This is a genomic window from Nocardia ignorata NBRC 108230 (genome assembly GCF_001612905.1).
GTDB lineage: Bacteria > Actinomycetota > Actinomycetes > Mycobacteriales > Mycobacteriaceae > Nocardia > Nocardia ignorata.
In genome coordinates this window covers 15,049-35,367 of the sequence record NZ_BDBI01000034.1, presented here as the reverse complement: position 1 = coordinate 35,367, position 20,319 = coordinate 15,049, and the positions used below count along the sequence as shown (strand labels likewise).

General features: G+C 68.8%; 16 protein-coding genes. 5 read left to right on the top strand and 11 right to left on the bottom strand.

Annotated elements, in window-relative coordinates; genetic code table 11:
- Nucleotides 1-5 precede the first annotated feature (5 nt).
- The 3 genes from NI2_RS26415 to NI2_RS26405 all read right to left on the bottom strand — a co-directional run bounded on the left by NI2_RS26415 (nt 6) and on the right by NI2_RS26405 (nt 2,644).
- On the bottom strand, nt 6-536 hold the full coding sequence (locus tag NI2_RS26415; protein WP_067496013.1) for a bifunctional adenosylcobinamide kinase/adenosylcobinamide-phosphate guanylyltransferase: 531 nt from the start codon (nt 534-536) through the stop codon (nt 6-8).
- Nucleotides 537-574: 38 nt separating this feature from the next.
- Entirely contained in the window at nt 575-1,507 is a 933-nt protein-coding gene (locus NI2_RS26410; protein WP_371852013.1) for an alpha/beta hydrolase, read from the bottom strand.
- Between the two features lie 174 nt (nt 1,508-1,681).
- Nucleotides 1,682-2,644, bottom strand: a complete 963-nt coding sequence (locus tag NI2_RS26405; protein WP_067496008.1) for a helix-turn-helix domain-containing protein — start codon at nt 2,642-2,644, stop codon at nt 1,682-1,684.
- A gap of 85 nt (nt 2,645-2,729) precedes the next feature.
- Between NI2_RS26405 and NI2_RS34025 the strand changes: the two genes are divergently transcribed.
- Nucleotides 2,730-2,897 (top strand): hypothetical protein, encoded by a 168-nt coding sequence (locus NI2_RS34025; RefSeq protein ID WP_157104682.1) that lies wholly within the window; start codon nt 2,730-2,732, stop codon nt 2,895-2,897.
- Nucleotides 2,898-2,954: 57 nt separating this feature from the next.
- Here NI2_RS34025 and NI2_RS26400 read toward each other — a convergent pair whose 3' ends face one another.
- A complete protein-coding gene (locus NI2_RS26400; RefSeq protein ID WP_067496159.1) occupies nt 2,955-3,614 on the bottom strand; it encodes a DUF3043 domain-containing protein in 660 nt (219 codons plus the stop codon).
- Nucleotides 3,615-3,871: 257 nt separating this feature from the next.
- Here NI2_RS26400 and erpA point away from each other — a divergent pair, with 257 nt between their 5' ends.
- Nucleotides 3,872-4,228, top strand: a complete 357-nt coding sequence (gene erpA, locus NI2_RS26395) for an iron-sulfur cluster insertion protein ErpA (protein WP_067496006.1) — start codon at nt 3,872-3,874, stop codon at nt 4,226-4,228.
- Nucleotides 4,229-4,445: 217 nt separating this feature from the next.
- Nucleotides 4,446-5,372: a carbohydrate kinase family protein gene (locus tag NI2_RS26390; protein ID WP_371852012.1), complete on the top strand. Its 927-nt coding sequence runs from the start codon at nt 4,446-4,448 to the stop codon at nt 5,370-5,372.
- Nucleotides 5,373-5,489: 117 nt separating this feature from the next.
- Here NI2_RS26390 and asnB read toward each other — a convergent pair whose 3' ends face one another.
- Nucleotides 5,490-7,433, bottom strand: coding sequence for an asparagine synthase (glutamine-hydrolyzing) (gene asnB, locus NI2_RS26385; RefSeq protein WP_067496001.1), 1,944 nt, complete (start codon nt 7,431-7,433; stop codon nt 5,490-5,492).
- Nucleotides 7,434-7,985: 552 nt separating this feature from the next.
- Between asnB and ctaC the strand changes: the two genes are divergently transcribed.
- Both ctaC and NI2_RS26370 read left to right on the top strand, forming a co-directional pair.
- Entirely contained in the window at nt 7,986-8,984 is a 999-nt protein-coding gene (gene ctaC / locus NI2_RS26375) for an aa3-type cytochrome oxidase subunit II (RefSeq protein ID WP_067495994.1), read from the top strand.
- A 10-nt stretch (nt 8,985-8,994) separates the two neighbouring features.
- A complete protein-coding gene (locus tag NI2_RS26370) occupies nt 8,995-9,411 on the top strand; it encodes a cytochrome c oxidase subunit 4 (RefSeq protein ID WP_067495990.1) in 417 nt (138 codons plus the stop codon).
- Between the two features lie 76 nt (nt 9,412-9,487).
- Here the strand turns inward: NI2_RS26370 and NI2_RS35330 are convergent, their stop codons facing one another.
- The 6 genes from NI2_RS35330 to NI2_RS26345 all read right to left on the bottom strand — a co-directional run bounded on the left by NI2_RS35330 (nt 9,488) and on the right by NI2_RS26345 (nt 20,277).
- Nucleotides 9,488-9,622 (bottom strand): hypothetical protein, encoded by a 135-nt coding sequence (locus NI2_RS35330; protein ID WP_255284038.1) that lies wholly within the window; start codon nt 9,620-9,622, stop codon nt 9,488-9,490.
- Nucleotides 9,623-10,521: 899 nt separating this feature from the next.
- Nucleotides 10,522-11,274, bottom strand: coding sequence for a bestrophin-like domain (locus NI2_RS26365; RefSeq protein ID WP_067495987.1), 753 nt, complete (start codon nt 11,272-11,274; stop codon nt 10,522-10,524).
- Nucleotides 11,275-11,277: 3 nt separating this feature from the next.
- Complete coding sequence (locus NI2_RS26360) at nt 11,278-12,489, bottom strand: cytochrome P450 (RefSeq protein ID WP_067495984.1); 1,212 nt, start codon at nt 12,487-12,489, stop codon at nt 11,278-11,280.
- Nucleotides 12,486-13,943 carry an acyl-CoA reductase gene (locus NI2_RS26355; protein ID WP_067495981.1) on the bottom strand — a complete coding sequence of 486 codons (1,458 nt, stop codon included), beginning with the start codon at nt 13,941-13,943 and terminating at the stop codon, nt 12,486-12,488. Before NI2_RS26355 ends, NI2_RS26360 begins: the two co-directional genes overlap by 4 nt.
- The gene (locus tag NI2_RS26350; RefSeq protein ID WP_067495978.1) at nt 13,943-15,343 is read right to left on the bottom strand and encodes a phenylacetate--CoA ligase family protein; all 1,401 of its coding nucleotides are present in this window, start codon (nt 15,341-15,343) and stop codon (nt 13,943-13,945) included. Before NI2_RS26350 ends, NI2_RS26355 begins: the two co-directional genes overlap by 1 nt.
- The gene (locus tag NI2_RS26345; protein ID WP_067495974.1) at nt 15,340-20,277 is read right to left on the bottom strand and encodes a type I polyketide synthase; all 4,938 of its coding nucleotides are present in this window, start codon (nt 20,275-20,277) and stop codon (nt 15,340-15,342) included. Before NI2_RS26345 ends, NI2_RS26350 begins: the two co-directional genes overlap by 4 nt.
- Nucleotides 20,278-20,319 lie beyond the last annotated feature (42 nt).

Below are 20,319 nucleotides of genomic sequence, written 5' to 3'. Positions count from 1 at the left end.
CCGGCTCATTTCAACCGGACCGGCAGTCCGGCCACGATCAGGAATGCCTCGTCGCACACCTGGGCCAGCCGTTGATTCAGGGTGCCGATCTCGTCCCGAAACAGCCGACCCGACCGCGTCGCCGGAATGACACCCATCCCCACCTCGGGCGACACGATCACCAGCCGCTGCCGATATGCCGCGACGGCCGCGACGAGTTCGTCGCAGTCCGGGATGACGGTGCCACGCGGGGCGTCCCAGGCGGCGCGGGCGTCGAGGCGGGCGGTTAGCCAGGTGCCGATGTCGTCGAGCAGGGTCGCGGGTGCTCCGGTGGTGAGAACCGTTGCGGGTTCGATGTTCTCGACGGTCGACCAGTGCGCCGGGCGCCGGTCGCGATGGACGGCGACGCGCTCGGCGAAGTCGTTGTCGGTGGGGTCGAGGACGGCGGTGGCCAGGTAGCGCACCTCGGTCGCCTCGGCGAGCAGCCCTTCGGCGAACGCGGACTTGCCCGACCGGGCGCCGCCTAGAACGAGGGTGCGTGAGGCAGTGGCCGACATGGCAGCACGGTAGCAATCGGCGCCGCTCGCCGGGAACCTCAGGCTTCGCCGAGCGCCTGCAGGATCATCGGCCGGGCGTTGGCCAGCGACTGCTGCCAGTACGGCCAGGTGTGGGTGCCCGCGGTGATGTCGACGCGGGCGGGGATCCCGAGGGCGACGGTTCGTTCCCGGAAGATGCTGGCCGCGATCACGGCCAGCGACTCGATGCCCATCGCATTGACCGTATTGCCCACCGCGGAGCTCGCGTCGAGGGGACCGGGCACGCCGTTGCCCGAGGTGATGTAGAGCGGCAGGCCGCGCAGCAGTTCGGCCTGGACGGTCGCGTCGTTGCGCCGCCAGGCGGGATCGCCGACCGGGCCCCACATGTCGTCGAGATTGAAACGGCCCTCGTCGAGCATGGCGGCGCGCATCGTCAAATCCCAGCCAGGGAAGGTCGGGTTGAGGAAACCGGAGAACGCGCCCGCGAACCGGAACTGGTCGCGGTGGTGCGCGGCCAGCGTCAGCGCGGCGTTGCCTCCCATGGAGGCGCCGACCACCGCGTTGTTCGTGCGTGAAACACCGTATCCGGCAAGGAAGTCCGGCAGTTCGCGGGTGAGGAACGTTTCCCACCGGTAGATCGTGGCCTGGCCGTTGGTGCTGCTCGGGCGGTACCAGTCGGTGTAGAAGCTCGAATGCCCACCGACGGGAAACACCAGAGTGACGTTGTCACCGGCGAATCGGTTGAGTACATCGGTATCGGTCGTCCACTGACTGTGGTCGGCCGGTGCACGCAAACCGTCGAGCAGATACAGCGCAGCCGAACCGCCCCGCGCCGCCCACCGCACCTGCACCTTGATCGGCCCCATGCTCGACGGAACGAACAGTTCCTCGAAACCGCCTGCGGGCGTACGAAACACGGGCGCGACAGGCACGGCCGCAGCCGTTACCGAACCGACCGACGACACCACCACAGCCGCAGTCACGGCCGCCAGAACCGTCCTCAACCGCGCGAAACTTCCCCACCCGCTACGAAACACCGTTCCAGCTGACCAGGTTCCCCCATCGCAGGTCAAGTCGCTGAGGCTTCTCGATGAACCCGCATGTTCGCGAATTGTGAGGCCTCACAGGGGAATCCGGAGCGAACAGCCCGACAGCGATCCGGTCGTTCAGTTTCCGGAGCCGAAGCGCCTGCGGTACTCGGTGGGGGCCAGGCCGACCTGGCGCTGGAAATGGTGGCGCAGCAGGGCGCCGGATCCGAAACCGCACTGGTCGGCGACGCGTTCCAGTGGCAGCTCGGTGGCTTCGAGTAGGTGTTTGGCGAACAGCACGCGCTGCGTGGTGAGCCATTTGACCGGGGTGGTTCCGATTTCGGCGGCGAAGCGGCGGGCGAAGGTTCGGGTGGACATGCTGGCGCGGGCGGCGAGTTCGTCGACGGTGTGCGGATGCGCCAGGTTCTCGCTGAGCCAGGCGAGGAGGTCCGACAGGCCGGCCGCGTGGCATTCGGGGATGGGCTGCTCGATGAACTGGCGCTGACCACCGTCGCGCTGGGGTGGCACCACCATGCGGCGGGCGATGCCGTTGGCGGCGGCCGTGCCGATCTCGCGGCGGACCAGGTGCAGGCAGGCGTCGATGCCCGCCGCGGTGCCCGCACTGGTGATCAAGTTGCCTTCGTCCACGAACAGCACGTCGGGGTCGACGGTGGCCTCGGGGTACTTGGCGGCGAGGGTGTCGACGTAGCGCCAATGGGTTGTGCATTTGCGCCCGTCCAGCAGGCCCGCCTCGCCTGCCAGGAACGCCCCGGAGCAGACGGTGAGCACGGTGGCGCCCGCGTCGGAGGCCGCGCGCACCGCCTCGACGACGCCGGGCTGGTAGGCGAGTTCGGTGGTGAAGGGGAATGCCGGAATCGCGACGAGATCGGCGTGCAGGAGCTCGTCGAGACCGTATTCGGGTGTGACGGTGACGCCGGGAGTCGTCGAGCGCAGCGGCTTACCCGGCTCCGCCCCGCAGACCCGGAACTCGAAACCGGGCAAACCGTCGGCGGTGCGGTCGAGCCCGAAAACCTCGCAGACGACACCGAACTCGAACATCGCGAGCTTCTCGTTGAGCACGACCGCAACCCTGGACAGCATCACCCCATCCTACTGGCCGAATTTTTACGCACAATGACAGAACAGCCACTTTCGGCCGAAAACCAACGCGCGCAAAATTACTGCCATGCTTACTTTTCTGATCGTCCTCGCCGCCATCACCGCACTCGCCGTCCTCGCCGGACGTGGCACCGCAGGCGCCACCGGGGTCATCGACCGCGACGCCCAGCGCATCGACGCCGAGCTCCGCGCGATCGCCGGCTACTCGACCGAGATCCGTCCGGGCCACTTCTGAAACAACGAACGCCGTCCCATCCGGGTGGATGGAACGGCATTCGCGCAGATGGGGAAGCTATACCGCGTCGCCCGGGCCGACCCGGGGCTTCGGGGCACGCATCTTGCGGATCTGGGACGCGCGAACGAAGGCGTACCAGCCCAGCTTGAAGCCGGTATCGGTGGTCTCGGGGAACCGCTCGATCACCCGGTTGTTCACGATCTTGCCGAGCACGAACCCCTCGATGATCATGAACAGCATCATCACCAGCATGGCCAGGGTGACGATGCTCTGCAGCTGCGGCGCCACGAACATCGACAGGATGAGCACCAGCGCCATCGGCATGAACAAGCCGACCAGGTTGCGGCGCGCGTCGACCAGATCGCGCACATACGCGCGGACCGGACCCTGATCGCGGGGCAGCAGGTACTTGTCCTCGCCCGCCAGCATCCTGGCGCGCCGCTCCTGCACGGCGGCGCGACGATCCGCGGCCGCCGCCTTGCGGTCGGCGCGGTTGCCCTTGGCCGCCTTGCGGCGGGCCCGCGCCTCCTTGGCCGTCATCGGGGCGGGCGCCACCGGGCCGCGTCGTTTGCCTTCGGCGTCACGCCTTTTCGGGGTCGGACGACCCTTACCGGGGGTGGACGATGCGGGTGCGGCGGCGGTCTTCTCGACGTCGGGCACCGAGGGGTCGACGGACTCGTCGATGGTGCTGGACTCGTCGCGACGGAACAATTTCACGTTCACCAGGCTATTCGATGGGGTCGAGCAGGGGGAAACTCGGTCTCCCCGGCGGTGCCGGTGGTCTCACCGCCGAACCGATGCGAGCTGGATCACAGCCGGTAGGCGAGTAGTGTGGGCACGAGCACCCGGGGCGGGTCCACACGCGCCGGCATGGGTGGCAAAATGGAATAACGCAGCCGGTGCGATGTGTTGATTTCAGTCGTGCGCTGTGCACCTGAGGTCCGTTGACGGGCTGAGCCGAACTAGGAGTGTCCATGACTGTGCAGAACGAGACCGCCACCGAAACCCACGGTGCGACGCTGACCGACGCTGCCGCCGCCAAGGCGAAGGCGCTGCTCGACCAGGAAGGTCGCGACGACCTCGCCCTGCGGATCGCCGTGCAGCCGGGTGGCTGTGCCGGCCTGCGATACCAGCTGTTCTTCGACGACCGCGTCCTCGACGGTGACATCGTCGTCGAGTTCTCCGGTGTGAAGCTGGCGGTCGACCGCATGAGCGCTCCCTACATCCAGGGCGCCTCGATCGACTTCGTCGACACCATCGAGAAGCAGGGCTTCACCATCGACAACCCGAACGCCACCGGTTCCTGCGCCTGCGGCGATTCGTTCAACTGAGGTCGGCTGCCGCGGGTTTGCGGGCTCCGTGAACCCGCGCTCACATGCGGCGCGACGACGTGGCGAGGTGACCAAGAGGTGAACTACCGGCGGTCACGCTTGCTACGGTTGAGGTCCGGGATCGGGTGATCCCGGGCTTCTTTGTTTCCGTCTAGCGCCGAAGGGGCTTCGCCTCGTGTCTGTAGCCGTGTCCGCGTCCATCGCCACCGACCACCTCATGCGTTTCCCCGGCAAATTCGCCGATGCGCTGCTCGCCGATCAGCTCGACCATGTGTCGCTGAGTTTCCTCGTCGACGATCTGCAGATCCGCCGCGGCGGCGTCGCGGGCAATATCGCCTACGCGATGGGGCTGCTGAAGCAGCGTCCGTTGCTCGTCGGTGCGGTCGGCGCCGACTTCGCCGAGTACCGGAAGTGGTTGGAGGACAACGGCGTCGACTGCTCGGCCGTGCACGTGTCGACCAAGTCCCACACCGCCCGTTTCGTGTGCACCACCGACGAGACGATGGCCCAGATCGCGTCGTTCTACCCCGGCGCCATGAGCGAGGCGCGCGAGATCGACATCGCCGCGATCGCCGCCGAGCACGCGGTGGATCTGGTGCTGGTCGGCGCGAACGACCCCGAAGCGATGATCGCCCACACCCGCCAGGCCAAGGCGCAGGGCATTCCGTACGCGGCCGACCCCTCGCAGCAGCTGGCCCGCCTCGACGGCGAGCAGGCCGCCGAACTCGTCGACGGCGCCGCCTACCTGTTCACCAACAAGTACGAGTGGGCGCTGTTGCAGTCCAAGACCGGCTCGAGCGAAGCCGAGATCACCGCCAAGGTCGGTATCCGGGTCACCACCCTCGGCGCCGAGGGTGTCCTCGTGGTCGACACCGACGGCACCGAGGTCCGCGTCGGCGTGGTTCCCGAGCTGAACAAGGTCGACCCGACCGGCGTCGGCGACGGTTTCCGCGCGGGTTTCCTCACCGCCCACCGCGCGGGCCTGAGCCTGGAGCGCGCCGCCCAACTCGGCTCCCTCATCGCCGTCCTGATCCTGGAGACCACCGGCACCCAGGAATGGACCCTCAACACCGAGGACGCCCTGGAACGCCTCACCAAGGCCTACGGCCCCGAAGCCGCCGACGACCTGGCCGTCCTCCTCTAGCCGGACACTCGATCACCACGCTCTGGTGGCGGCATCGCCCCAGAGGCTTCCGCCCCCAGCGCATGGTGATCTCGAAACGACGAACGCCCCCGAGATTTCCCGGGGGCGTTCGTGTTGTCAGAGGGAGACCGGGTAGGTGGGTTCCTGGATTTCGGGCTTGATGCGGTCTTCGACGAAGATGCCGTGCCAGACCATGAAGACCAGCAGGGTCCACAGGCGGCGGCTGTGGTCGGAGACGCCTGCCTTGTGGTCACGCAGCATTTGGAGGACGGCCTGCTTGTTCAGCAGGTGGTCGGTCTGGGACTCGGCGATCTGGGATTCGGCCCAGTCGTAGAGTTCGGTGCCGCGCAGCCAGTGGCGCAGGGGGACCGGGAAGCCGAGCTTGGCGCGGTTGAGGACGTGGTCGGGGACGATGCCGTCCAGGGCCTGACGCAGCGCGTACTTCGAGGTTTCCTTGGTGATCTTCTGGTCGTAGGGCAGGCCCTGGGCGACCCGCATCACCTCGTTGTCCAGGAACGGCACGCGCAGTTCCAGGGAGTTGGCCATGGTCATCTTGTCGGCCTTGACCAGGATGTCGCCGCGCAACCAGGTGAACAGGTCGAGGTGCTGCATGCGCGCGACCGGGTCCCAGCCCCTGGACTGGGCGTAGATCGGGGCGGTGACGTCCTGGTGGGTCCACTCCGGGCGGAATTCACGCAGCACCGAACGCAACTGGGCGTCGTTGAAGCTGCGGGCATTGCCGTAGTAGCGGTCCTCGAGGGTGAGCGAGCCGCGCTGCAGCAGGGACTTGCCGCGCTTGCCGTCGGGGATGCGGTCGCCGAGCTTGCCGACGAGCTTGCGCAGCCCGGCGGGCAGGTACTCGAAGGGCTTGAGCGACAACGGTTCCCGGTAGATGGTGTAGCCGCCGAACAGCTCGTCGGCGCCTTCACCGGACAGCACGACCTTGACGTGCTTACGGGCTTCCTTGGCCACGAAGTACAGCGGAACGAGCGCCGGATCGGCGACCGGGTCGTCGAGGTACCAGACGATCTCGGGGATGGCGGCGGCGAACTCGGCGGGGGAGACCACCTTCACGATGTGGCGGGCGCCGATCAGCTCGGCGCTCTCGGCGGCCACGTCGACCTCGGAGTAGCCCTCGCGTTCGAACCCCGTGGTGAAGGTGATGAGTTTCGGGTTGTGGCGCATGGCCAGCGCGGCGATGGCGGTGGAGTCGATACCGCCGGACAGGAACGAGCCGACGGTGACATCGGCGCGCATGTGCTTGGCGACCGAGTCCTCGAGCGCGGCGGCGATCTCCGCGTAGCGGGCCCGCGCGGCGCCCTCGGCGAACGGGCGCACCCGGAAGTCGGGGCGGAAGTAGCGGGTGGCCGTCGGCTGCGCGCCCGCCCGGACCGTGGCGTAGGTGCCGGATTCGAGGCGGCGGATGTTCTTGTGCAGCGACTCGGGCTCCGGCACGTACTGCAGCACCGTGTAGTGCTCGAGGGCGCGCGGGTCGAGCTCGTCGGACAGGCCGAGCGGACTCAGCAGTTCGAGCACGCTTTTCTTCTCGCTGGCGAACGCGGTGCCGCCGGGGCCGGTGGCGTAGAACAGCGGCTTGATGCCGAAGGGGTCGCGGGCCAGGAACAGCTCCTGCTTCTCGGTGTCCCAGATCGCGAACGCGAACATGCCGCGCAGCTTGCGCACGGCCTCGGGGCCCCAGAAGTGGAAGGCGGCGACGATCGACTCGCCGTCGCCGTCGGTGGCGAAGATCTTGCCCTCGGGGAATTCGGCGCCGTGTTCGGCGGCCAGTTGCTCGCGCAGTTCGAGGTAGTTGTAGATCTCGCCGTTGAAGGTCATCGCGTAGCGCTGCGGGTTGTCCGCGGGGCCCCAGCGCAGCGGCTGGTGCGAGTGCTCGATATCGATGATGGAGAGGCGGTTGAAGCCGAAGATCATGTGATCGTCGTGCCAGGTGCCCTTCTCGTCCGGGCCGCGGTGGCGCTGGCAGTGCAGGGCGTCGTAGACCTGATCGACCACCTCGGTCGTCGCCGCATCAGCTGTCAGGAATCCGAGCAGTCCGCACACGTGTCGGCAACCTTCTCTCGTTCGATGTGCGCATGAGCGACGGTGGTGCGACCACCTGGCAGGCTCGGCGCGTGGACGTCCGGCGCGACGGGGTCGACCGGGGTTGCACTGAACTCTACCGACTCCACCCGCCCGGTACCCAGGCGAGCGGGCATGTGCGCCGCGAAACCCGGTGCGGCGGTTCGCGCGTCCGCCGGAATCGCCGGGTCGCGTGGACAGAACCGCAGGTCGTGCGGTCGCGTCCGATCAAGGCGGAGTGTCGAATCCGACCCCGCGACAAGACAGCACCCGCTTTGGTCTACGCTGCGTAGTACTCAGGTCCTTCTCAGGTGAACCGGCGTCACAGCCGCGATACTCGGGACGGACCGAAACGTGCTGGAAAACGTGTCGGACGGGCGGATCGCGGCCCCGAAGACGCAAAGTGTCGGAATGTGTAGCGACCAGGAAGGCGTGAGCGTGGCGCACAAGGCGAGCGAAGAGATCGGGGCTCGACCCGTTCGGGGTCGGCAGGGCCGTATCCTTCGGCGGGCCGGGCTGGCGGTGTCCTTGGGGATGACTGCTCTCCTGGTCTCGGGCTGCTCGATCGACAATGTTTGGCTGCGGTTCGGCTGGCCCTCGGGCATCACGCCGCAGGCGACCCGGATGCGGGAGCTGTGGACCTGGTCGGTCCTGGCCGCGCTCGCCATGGGCGTGCTGGTGTGGGGTCTGACCTTCTGGACCGTCATCATGCACCGCAAGCGCAAGGACTCCCCGGAGTTCCCGCGCCAGACGGGCTACAACGTGTCGCTGGAGCTGACCTACACCGCGATCCCGTTCGTGATCATCGCGGTGCTGTTCTACTTCACCGTCGTCGTGCAGAACTACGTGCACGAGAAGACCGACAACCCGGACGTCACCGTCGACGTGACCGCCTTCCAGTGGAACTGGAAGTTCGGCTACCGCGACGTGGCCAACGTGGGCGGCCTCACCTGGAACGGCATCGACACCGAGCGGGAGCAGGCCAACGAGGAGCAGCTGCGCGGCTACGAGGAGCGCGAGGGCGACCACGGCAAGAAGCAGCCGGGCCCCCTGCACGGCAAGCCGGCCAACGACATCCTCTCGTACCTGCACTACGACAAGGTCGAGACCGTCGGTTCCAGCACCGAGATCCCGATCCTGGTGCTGCCGACCGGCAAGCGCATCGAGTTCCAGCTCGCCGCCGCCGACGTGATCCACGCCTTCTGGGTGCCGGAGTTCATGTTCAAGCGCGACGTGATGCCGAACCCGAAGGAAAACCAGTCCGACAACGTCTTCCAGATCTCCGAGATCGAGAAGGAAGGCGCGTTCGTCGGGCGCTGCGCCGAGATGTGCGGCACCTACCACTCGATGATGAACTTCGAGGTCCGCGCGGTCTCGCCGGAGAAGTTCGCCCAGTACCTGCAGGCGCGCATCGACGGCAAGACCAACGGTCAGGCCCTCGAGGCGATCGGCGAGTCCCCGGTGGCCACCTCCACGTACCCCTTCAACACCAAGCGCGATATCAAGAGCGCTTCGGTGAACGAGAGCAAGTGAGGATTCTGATATGAGGATCGAAGCACGGATCTTCGAACTGCTCACGGCGTTCTTCATCCTGGTGGGCATCGTCTACGGCTTCTTCACCGCGCAGTCGCGCACCGGCATCGAGTGGGCCGGTACCACCGCGATCGTGCTGACCGCCGGCCTGTCGCTGATCATCGGCACCTACTTCCGGTTCGTCGCCCGCCGCATCGACCTGCGGCCCGAGGACTTCGAGGACGCCGAGATCGTCGACGGTGCCGGCGACCTGGGCTTCTTCTCGCCCGGCAGCTTCTGGCCCATCACCCTGGCCGCCGCCGGTTCGGTGACGGCGCTCGGCCTGGCGTTCTTCCAGTTCTGGTTGATCGGCCTCGGCGTGGTGATGGTCCTCGCCGCTGCCGCCGGCCTGGTCTTCGAGTACTACCTGGGCGTCGAGAAGCACTGACGCACTACGCACAATCGCCGCAATCCTGTACAGGATTGCGGCGATTGTCGTTTCGGGAACTTCGGTAGGCCCGGGATCAGGAGCGGCGCGTCGCGGCTCTGGCCGCGCCCGCGCTGCCGATCACGAGCAGCAGGATCGCCAGTGCCCACCGTCGTTGCTCCTCGACGACCGGGCGCGCGTCGACGACCTCGGGTTCCCGTTCTCGCGACACCGGGATCCGCACCGATGGCCTCGGCGGGACCGTCGAAGGAACCGCGGGTGGGCTGGTCGGTGTGCTGGGTCGAGGTTGTTCGGTGCGAGCCGGTGGTGCGGGGAGTGCGGGAGCCTGCTGGGGTGGTGCGGGCGCCGGCGGCTCGGGCACGATCGGTGGTTGCGGGGGTATCGGGGCGGGAGCGACCGGCGGCGGGTCCGGGTTGGGCAGCGCCGGGGCCGGTATGTCGAACGGGGCGGGAGCGGGTGGGGGTATGTCGAACGGGGCGGGAGCCGGTGGGGGGAAGTCGGGCGGGACGGGTGCCGCTGGTGGTGGGACGTCGGGCGGGGGCACAGGAACGGGGGCCAAGGGCATTCCGGGCTCGGGGTGAGGTGGCTCGGGTGGCATCGGGATTCCGGGCAGGTCGCCATGGCCCGGTGGGTCGGGTGGCGGGAACGGCGGTGGCTCCGGCGCGGCGCCGGGTAGCCCCGGCTCGGGGACAACAGGGGTAGGTGTCGTGTTCGGAGTTTCGGGGACTGGCACGGGTGCGGGAGGCGGCGGCGGTGCGGGAGGTGCGTCTCGCCTGGGTGCGGGGCCGGGGACGATGATCTGGGCGAACGGACCTTCCGGGCCGGGCTGGTTTTGCGAGTCACGGTCTGGTTCCGGGGCGGATACCTTCGGCAGGGCCGGTGTATTCGGTGTCTGCGGACGCGACGGTGCTGCGGGCCGCCCATCGATCGGGGCCGGTGGCGCCGGGTACTCGTCGACCGGTCGGTCCGGCCGGATCCCACCGCCCGGGATTCCGCCGCCCGGCTCACCGCCGGGGACGAACGGAAATCCGGGTGCGGCGTCGACCGTACCCGGCAAGCACAGGCTCGCACCCACTGCGATCGCGCAGAATCCCGTGCGCATCGGTGTTCTCACGTGAGCTGACCCAGCACAGCGGTGAAGGCGTCCGGGCTGATCTTCGCTGCCCGCCCGTACGGGTTCTGCAACTGATAGATCGTGTAGATCATGAACGTGACCACGGCGGCGAAACTCGCCACGACCACGACGTGGACCCGGGCACTGGTGCCTGCGAACATCAACGACAGGCCGATCGACAGCAGCGCGCCGAGCATCAGCGCCACCCACATCATCGGCGACAGCGTGCTGCCCGCGGCCTCCACTCGGGTCTGGCGTGCCTCGTAGACCTCCCACAGCCGGTCCGCCGCCGCGATCTGGCGGGAACGCTGCCATTCGTCGGCCGCCGGTGTGGCGGCGATGGCGGTGCGCACCTCACTGAGCTCTGTCCAGGCGGTGTCGTCGACCTCCTTGGCGGCCTTCATGGCTGGCCATTCCACCTCGATCACCTCGCCGGTGTAGCGCCGCACCGAGGCGGAGATGGTGCTACGGGCGGGTTCCGGCAGCGAATCGCCCGCCCACTGCAGGGCGAGCAGCCGGTCGGCCTCGTCCGAGACCGCTTTCTCGGCGGCGGAGTTGGTGTCGAGTACGCCGATGAGCAGGAACGAGGCGAGCACCACCTGCAAACCGGCGACGAGGGTGAACACCTGGCCCACCGACTCGTTGACCGATTCGCCCTCATGGCCTTTCCCGCGCCTGCGCAGGTAATACGCGCACGTACCGGCCAGGCCGGCGATCAACACGACCCACAGCAGGGCTTCCCACAGCATGTCTCAGACATCCTTCGTCGGGTGATCGAATATGACCGGAAGTGAATCCAGGCAGATATGTCTGCCGTTCTCGAAGTAGCGGGTCGGTGTGCCCGCCAGGTGGTAATTCGGATACCTGGCGAGTTCGGCTAGGACCAAGGCGAATTCCTGCCGGGCGACGTGCGCGCCGAGGCAGAAGTGGATGCCGTGGCCGAAGGTGAGGTGCCGGATCGGACCGCGATCGAGCCGGAAGGTGTCGGGGTCGTCGAACCGGCGTGGGTCGCGGTTGGCGGCGCCGGTGAGCAGCACCACCCGCGCACCCTCGGGAATCACGGTGTCGCCGATGACGACCTCGGTGGTCGTGCGCCGGGTGCCGTGGTCGACCGGCGCCCACAGCCGCAACGTTTCCTCCACCGCGGCCGGGATGAGGGTGGGATCGGCCCGCACCCGGTCCTGCAGATCGGGTCGCCGGGCCAGCTGCCAGAGCAGGTGTGCGAGGGTGTTCATCGATGTTTCGTGGCCCGCGATGGCGAACGCCACCAGCATCACATGCAGTTCGTCGTCGGTGACGGGCCTGCCGTCGAACTCCGCGCAAACCAGAGTGGAGAGGTAGTCGTCACCGGGTTCGTCTCTCGCCCTGGCGATCTCCTGCCGGAAGAGTTCGGCGAACGGCGGCCAGAACCCGTCGGCGTTGGGGTCGGCTGCCATCCGGTCCCAGGTGTTGGCGGTGAGATCGCGGATGCGCCGCTGAGCGTCGGGGGAGAAGCCGACGGCCATGCCGACCACTGCCAGCGGCAGCGGGACCGCCAGTTCACCCACCAGGTCGGCGGACCCGCGCCGGGCCGTCGGCCGGATCAGTTCGGCCACCGCGACCTCGATGCGTGGCCGCAATTTCTGTGCGGCCGCGAGCAGGAACGGTGGGCGCATCAGTGACCGGTAGTTGCCGTGCTCCGGCGGGTCGTACTCCAGCGGCGCGAAGCGTGGCGTGCCTTCGGCTTTCGGGAAGAAGACTCCCGCGGCCGAGCTGTAGGTCTCGTGGTCGGTGAGGGCCGCGGCCACGTCGTCGTAGCGGGCGAGCAACCACATCCCGCCGTAGGCGGGGGAGTAGGTGACCCGGCTCTGTTCGCGGATCGTCCGATGCACTTCGATCGCCACATCGGGAGTGAAGGCTGGATCGTGATGATCGAATCGCTGGGCCAGACGGGCGAATTCGGCGTCCGGAAGCAGTGTGGTCATCGCGGCACCGCTTCCACCGCCGGGGCGAGCTGGGCGAAGGGGTGGATGCGGTGCGGGTCGTAGGTTTCGTCGACGACCCATTTGACCAGTCGGCGCATCGGTTCGATCCCGTCCTGCGGAGTGTCGGAGCGGAAGTGCGTGGCGAAGCCGAGTGAGACCAACCGTTGCGCGCCCGCGTGTGGTGCCAGGTCACGCAGGGTGTGTTTGAGCGATTCCGGCCATACCCCGACGGTCTGGGTGTAGGCGTTCATCGCGTCCAGTGCTCGTTCCGGGTGATCGATCGGGACGACATTGGCGACCCGACCGCTGAGCGAGGCGTGGAAATCGACCGGTTCGTCGGACAGCGAGACCAGCACCGCGCCTTCGTCGTTCGTTCCACCGAAGACGCGGAAGAAGGCCGGGCTGGTGCGCAGGGCGGCGATATCGCGGCGCAGTCCGGGGTCGAATCGGGTACCGGCCGTACTGACCGCCCGAGGCAGGGCCTGGATCTGTTCGTGAAGCAGTTCGCCCCACCGCACCGCTTGTTCGATGCCCGCCGTATCCGTGCCGGTGCAGACGTAGACGACCCGGGCGTTGAAGCACGCGTCCTGATTGAGCAGGCCGACATCGGCGGCGGCGAGTGCCGCGGTCTCGTGCAGGGCGTCGTCGTCGGTGAACGCCTCGGGCCCGATGACCGTGGCGCTGAGCTTCGGATCGAGGGTGACCAGTTCCAGCCCGGGCTGTTGATAGCGGGTGAGGTGCCGGACGGCCGCGAATCCGCCCCAGGCTACAAGCTTTTCGACATGAGCCGGCCGGTAGAGCGCGCTCTCGAACCGCTCGTCCCCGCCGCGCCAATAGGCGACGGCAAGGTGGCGCACCAGCGGATGCGCCGGATCGACCTCGGCCATCGTCCGCGCGAGCGCGACGGCGGTGTAGGGGTCGTTGGCGGGCAGTTTCACCACCGCGTCACCACGGGTGAGGGCGTTGCGCACCAGCGTGATCGCGGCGATGATCGGGTTGTTGCCCGCGATGACATGCACGGTCCTCGCCCCGAAGGCCCGCACCCGCGCCGAGCCCCATTCGGCCCAGCCGTCGAGATACCGGATGCCGATGGTGTTCTCGGCCAGGTCGAGGGTGGTCTCGCGGGCGAACAGTCCGGCCAGCTGGGCGTAGGTGGAGCGCAGCACGGGCTCGGTGAGTCCGGAGCACCCGACGAGTTTGCCGAGGGCTTCCCGCAGGTAGGGATTGTCGTCGGGGTGTAGTCGCTGTCCGACCTCGTCGAGAAAGTCGATGATGTCGGTGGTCGGGAGTTCGTGGATGTCGCGCATGCTCGTCGGTCCGGGGCAGACCAGGCCGGGGAGCAGGCGGTGCGCGTCGGGTGCCCGGAAGGCCGCGTTCCCGGCGCCGAATTCGAGGCCGTCGTCGTGCACGGTTCGCCCGCGCGCGAACGCGGGAGCCAGCGGTATCCCCGTCATCAGAGTTCCCCGTTGAGGAAGGCCAGCGCCTCGTCGAGCGCTTCTGCGGTGGCGGCGCAGGTGATCTTGTCGTCCCCACCGGGACCGGCGAAGCGGCTGATGGCCGCGCCGATCCGCGGGGTGGTCCGGCCGCAGACGCACGGTTCCCAGTCCACTGTCACCAGGTCGCCGGTGACGATGCCGCCCCAGTTCAGGTCGGCGGTCAGGTCGTAGAGGGCGACGCGGCCGGTGCTGGTCCCGGTGCGTGGCAAGACCGCCCCTGTCTCCGGGTCGAGGAGGTACAGCACCAGCCACGGTTCGAGGTGGTAGCCACCGGCACCGCACTGCAGGTTCAGTGACATCACCTCGACCATGGCGTACACGAATCGCAGTGCGGGTACGCCCGCGAATCGGGCGGTGCGTTCGGCCCAATCCTCCGGCAGGGCACCGGCTTTGGAGCCGCCTCCGGCGAAGATCACCGAGTCCGGTGCGAAGACACCGGTGAGTCCCTGTTCGGTCGCGCTGTCGGCCATACCGGACAGCACATCCCAGGTGGACAGGGCCGCCACCCGGGAACCGGCCAGCTCGTCGGCGAGGCGCCGCACGAACGCGGTCATTCCCGGTCCGGTGGCGCGCAGGGCCTCGGTGAACTCGGCCCGTCGCAGCGCGAGCGCGGGCGGCACCTCCACGCGGCCCGCTTCGCCGCGGGCGGCGGCTGCCCGGAGCCTGCCCGCCAGGAACATGACATCGGCGGAGAGCAGACCCGGGTGCAGGCAGTGCATGCGGTCGGGTGTCAGCGCGATCTGCTCGGCCATGGCGGTCGCGTGCCGCGCGATGCCGCTGCGGCCGGTCCGGAAGCTCGGCCACACCACGTCGACGCCGGTGTGGTCGTCGTCGGGGAGAACGTCCATGCGCACGATGCGGTACAGCCGGTCGTACTGGATCTGGGAGTGCGGGATGAACGACATGGTGCCGGTAGTGCCCGACGAATGTGCCAGGCGCAGTTCGGTGCGCTCGTCCACCGTAGCGAGCCAGTCGTCGATCGAGGTGCAGCCCGAGACGTCGAGGCCGGTCAGGTCGACGGTGGTGAGACGCGACATCCACGTGTTCATCCGGTCGAAGCGGTTCTCGACGAGCAGTCGTGTCGGGTACGCCTTGTAGACCGTGTGGGGGAACAGCAGGGGTGCCGCGTCGTCGACGGTGTCGATACCGTCGATGTGCTGTTCGGTGGCGAGTGCGTCGAGAACCGGTATGCGTGGCCGCAACTCGTCGAAGCGCAGGCGTAGCGCGTCGAGTTGGAGTGCGGTCAGCTCGGTGGGATCCATGGTGTGCATGGCGATGCGTGACCGGTCGAAGTAGGTGGCGGCGTCCTCGGCGAAGGTGCGCAGGTCGGCGGTGGTGGTGACGGGAGTTGCGGTCATCGATGACTCCTCGAGAGCAGGTCGGCGAGCGCCCCGGCGGCGGCGTCGATCGTGGGGTGATGCCACAGCAGCGTGGCCGGAATCTGGTGTCCGAGTAGCACGGTCAGTTCGCGACGCAGGATCGTGGAGAGCAGCGAGTCGAAACCCAGCTCGGTCAGGGCGATTCCTAGCGGAACCTCCGCGGGGGACACGCCGAGCAAAGTCGCCACGGACGATCGCAGCAGGGTGACGAGCGCGGCAGGCAGATCGGCTGGGTCGAGCGCTGTCCACCCGGCACCCGGACCGAGTGCGGGGGCCGGGGCGAGGTCTGCGAGCAGCGGTGGATGGGCCGGGTGCGGGACCACGCGCAGCACAGCGACATTCGCGCCGCCTGCCGTGATCGGGCCGTCGAGGGCGCGCAGCGCCTGCTCCGTCGAGAGGTCGGCGGTGCCGTGGACGGCGAGTTCGGCGGTGATCGCCGTCGAGGACGTCGACATGCCGAGCCCACGCCAGCTGGTCCAGGCGATGGCCCGGCAACCGCTGTCGCCGAGGGCGCGGCGGTGGCGGGCGAAGCCGTCGACGAAGGCGTTGGCCGCGCTGTAGACCGGTTGACCCGGCAGGTGCAGCAGCTGGCCCGCCGAGGAGAACAGGATCAGGAAGTCGAGATCGCCGGGCGCGAACAACGCACCGAGAGCGAGGGTTCCGGCCACCTTGGCGGCCAATCCCTGCTCGACGAGGTCGGGCCGCAGGTCCGCGACCGGCACGTTCGCCACGGTGCCTGCCGCATGAACCACGCCGCGCAGCGGAGGCAGACCGTGGGCGTCGGTGTCGAGGGCGGCGGCGAGCGCGGGCCGGTCGGCCAGGTCGGCGGCCACGGTTCGCACGGTGACCCCCTGAGCTTCCAGCGAGCGTTGCAAGCGGTTCGCCCGCCGTGGGGCCGCCCGCCTGCTCACGAGAATCAGCCGGCGGGCGCCGCGTTGGACCAACCACTGGGCGGTGATCGCGCCCAGGGCACCCGAGGCCCCGAGGACCGCATAGGACGCCGCCGGATCGCAGCGCACACCCGATGTGCTGGAGTTCGACGGGACCGGCACCGCACGCAGGTGGTGCACGTGGCCATCGATGACGGCGGCGACGTCCTCGCCGGAACCCGGTGGTGTGCGCAGGTGTCCGTGCAGCGCGGCCAGGTCGTCGGCGGTCGCGCGGGCGGGTAGGTCGACGACCCCGGCGAAACTGTGCGGGTATTCGGCGAGCAGAGCCCGGCCCGCGCCCCACAGCGCGGTCTGCGCCAGATCGGCGGGAGTGGTGGCTGTGGCGGCCCCGCGCGTTACGCACCACCACGGTCCGCGCCGGGTCCGTGCGGTCTCGAACAGTTCGGTGACCATTCGACGCACCGACTCGTCGACGGATTCATGTGTTCGCGGCCTCGGGGCGCAGACCATGATCTCGTCACCATCGCGGGCTGAAAAGGCTTGTCTCAACAGCGGATCGCCCCCGCGGACTGTGACGCCGGGTGCCGCGGTGGTGTCGGGATCCGGCTCGGAGATCTGCCAGCACAGATCGAGCGTGGCGGCAGGCGACTCGGCGACGGTATCCGGCTCGGCGTAGCGAACACCCGTCAGGCAGGCGAGCGATCTGCCGTCGGGGTCGGACAGGTCGGCGTCGACCCGCAGTCCCGCCCGGACGGTGACGGTGAGCACCACTTCCGCCGGTGGCGGGCCCGCGGGGAAGCGGCACTCGGTGATGTGAGCGGGCATGCGGAGCACAGGTGCCCCGGGGAAGACCACCGACGCCGCCGACAGGGCCGCATCCAGAAACGTGGCCCACGAATCAGGCGTGGCCGCAGTGCTTTTCACGCGGGCGGACAAGCCCTGGTCGTTGCGCTCGGCCTCGATGATCTGCCAGTGCAGACCCATCGAGGTCACGCCGAGCGCGGCGAGCCGGTCGATGACGAAGTCGGCGGGCAGGTTCTCACCGCGGTACCACAGCACGGGAGATCGGCGGGTTCGGCCCGTCGCGCGCCGGTAGTGGGCCGTGGTGTGGGTTTGCCACCCTCCGTCGGTCCGGGAGGACAGGGTGAGCCTGCCCGCCGAAGCGGTGACCTGGATATGTCGTGCCGGCTCCACGGTGACCGGGACCCGAAGGGCGATGTCGTAGAGCCGCCGGCCGGGCACCGCCGCAGCGAATGTGTGCAGCAGGATCGCGGCGGGCACGATCTCGCTGCCGCACACCGGGTGGTCACCCGGATAGGGCCGGACGGTGCGGTCCAGGTAGGTGTGCCAGACGCGGACCGGCGGTGTGGTGTTGACGACAGTGGGTTCGCCGCCCAGCAGGGTCGCCGAGGACGGGTCGTGGCCGACGATCGCGGTGGCCACCTCGTTCGTGCGCCGCCAGAAGTGCCGGTGTTGCCAGCGGGTGGTCGGCAGGTCGACCAGCACGCCTTCGGGATACACTGCCGCCCAGTCGATCCGGGCGCCGAGGCGATACAGCTCACCGACCGCGGCGTGGAAGGCGGCAAGTTGGGGACGTTGTCTGCGCAGGGTCTGAACGACCCGGAAGGTCTCGTCGATCTCGGCGAGGGAATGGGCGACGACCGGGTGGGCCGAGATCTCGAGGAAGGTGCGGTGCCCGTCGGCCGCGGCAGCGGCGACGGCGTCGGCGAAGCGCACCGGTGCGGCCAGATTCGTCGCCCAATACGCGGCGTCGCGAGGCCGTGGATCGCGTGGATCGGTGAGGGCGGTTGTGTACAGCGGTATCCGGGCCGGGCGAGGCTCGAGATCGGCGAGTTCGTGAGCGAGCCGCTCGGCGATCGCGGTCAGCGAAGGGCTGTGGAAGGCAAGGTCGGAATCGACGCGGCGGATCGGGATTCCGCGTGCGACCCAGTCGTCGGCCAGCGCTTCGACCGCGCGGCGGGTGCCGGAGACCACCGTGCTGCCGAACGACGACCGAACGGCCGCACCCACATCGTCGTAGCCCGCCAGTTCGGCCGCCACTTCGTCGAAAGAGCGCGCCACCATGATCATGGCGCCTCGGCCGGTGGCAGGTTCGAGCAACCGGGACCGCACGCAGATCAGGCGCGCACCGGCCGCCGGATCGAGCACGCCCGCGACGACGGCCGCCGCGATCTCCCCGACCGAATGACCGAGGATCGCCGCCGGTCGCGCCCCGTGCGCCCGCCACATCGCCGCAAGCCCCAGCTGGGTCAGGAAGATCGCGCACTGTGCGGTCGGGGTGTGGGCGAGGTCGCCGTGACGCAGCAGATCTTCGGCGCTGCAGCCCCATTCGCTACGGAACACCGGTGACACCTCGGCTACGGCGGCCGCGAAAGCCGGGTCCGCGTCGATCAGCTCGGCACCCATTCCCGTCCACTGCGATCCGTGTCCGGAGAACACCCACACCGGATCGTGCGGTGGTGCCGAGCGGTGGTGCTCGGCGGTGACGGCTGCGTCGAGGCCTACGAGGAGTTCGGCGGTATCTCCGGCGTGCACGGCCACCCGGTACGGGAGATGACTGCGATGCCGGGCCCGTGTGAAGCACATGTCGGCCGCATCGATATCGGGATGCGATCGCACTGCGGTGGCAAGCGCCCGCAGTTCATCGCGCAGCCCGTCGGCCGAGGCCGCGCTGACAGCACAGAGGTGTTCGGCGCGAGGAGAAGTCGTCACCGGCGATACAGATGGCGCGGCATCGACGATGAGGTGACACAGCGTGCCGCCGTAGCCGTAACTCGCCACACCCGCGCGCGCCGTGTGCTCGGTCGACGGCCAGTCGAGGGTGGCGGTGGCCAGGGCGATACCGTTGCGGTGCCAGTCGATGTCGGATCGCGGTCCGCTCGTGGTCCGCGTGGGCGGAATCGTCCGATGATGCAGTGCGAGAACGACTTTGGCCAGACCGGCGATGCCCGCGGCGGCCTCGAGGTGGCCGATGTTCGGTTTGACGGAACCGATGAGGCACGGTTTCCCCGACGGACGCCCGGAGCCGAATACCTCGGCCAGCGCGGTCGCCTCGGCCGGATCGCCGGCCCTGGTTCCCGTCCCGTGCGCCTCGACATAGTCGACCGAGTCCGGTGACACTCCGGCATCCGCGCACGCGGCCCTGGCCAGATGTCGCTGGGCCGGACCGCTCGGCGTCATGATGCCGCTGGTTCGCCCGTCCTGACGGATCGCGCCGCCGCGCAGTACCGCGAGCACGCGGCGCCCGCCGGCGAGCGCGTCGTCGAGCCGCTCCAGGACGACGAAGGCACACCCCTCACCGCGACCGTATCCGTCCGCGGCGTCGTCGAACGACTTGGACATCCCGTCGTCCGCGAGCACACCGGCCTCGGCAAGCGTGACCGACAGCGCGGCGTCGCCCATCAGCATCACCCCACCGGCGAGCGCGAGCGGAACGGAACCGTCGCGCAGCGCCGACATCGCCTGATGTACCGCGACCAGCGACGACGAACATGCGGTATCCACGGCCACGCTCGGGCCGCGCAGGTCGAGCGCGTGCGAGATCCGGTTCGCCGCACCGCACAGCGCGGAGCCGATGCCGGTCCAGGCGGTGACGGTCGACGGGTCGCCGAGCAGTCTGCGGCCGTAGTCGTCGGAACCGATTCCGGCGTACACCGCGGTGTCTGTCCCCGTCAACGCGGTCGGGTCGATTCCACTGTGCTGCAACGCTTCCCAAGCGACCTCGAGTGCCAGTCGGTGCTGAGGGTCCATGTGCTCGGCCTCGGCCGCCGGAATACCGAAGAAGGCGGCGTCGAATCCCGCGATATCGTCGAAATAGGCGCCGGGACGCAGCGCCCGCCGCACTGCGGGCACGTCACGATTGTCCGGCAGACGTCCCGGTGGCTGTTCACCGACGACGGTGCCGCCGCCGGTGATGAGCCGCCAATACGCCGACGGGGAGTCGATGCCCCCGGCGAAGCGGCAACCGATGCCGACCACCGCCACCGGTGTGTGTCGTGTCATGCGTCCTCCCGAGCCGGGCGCCGACCGGAAGGTGTCCCGGCC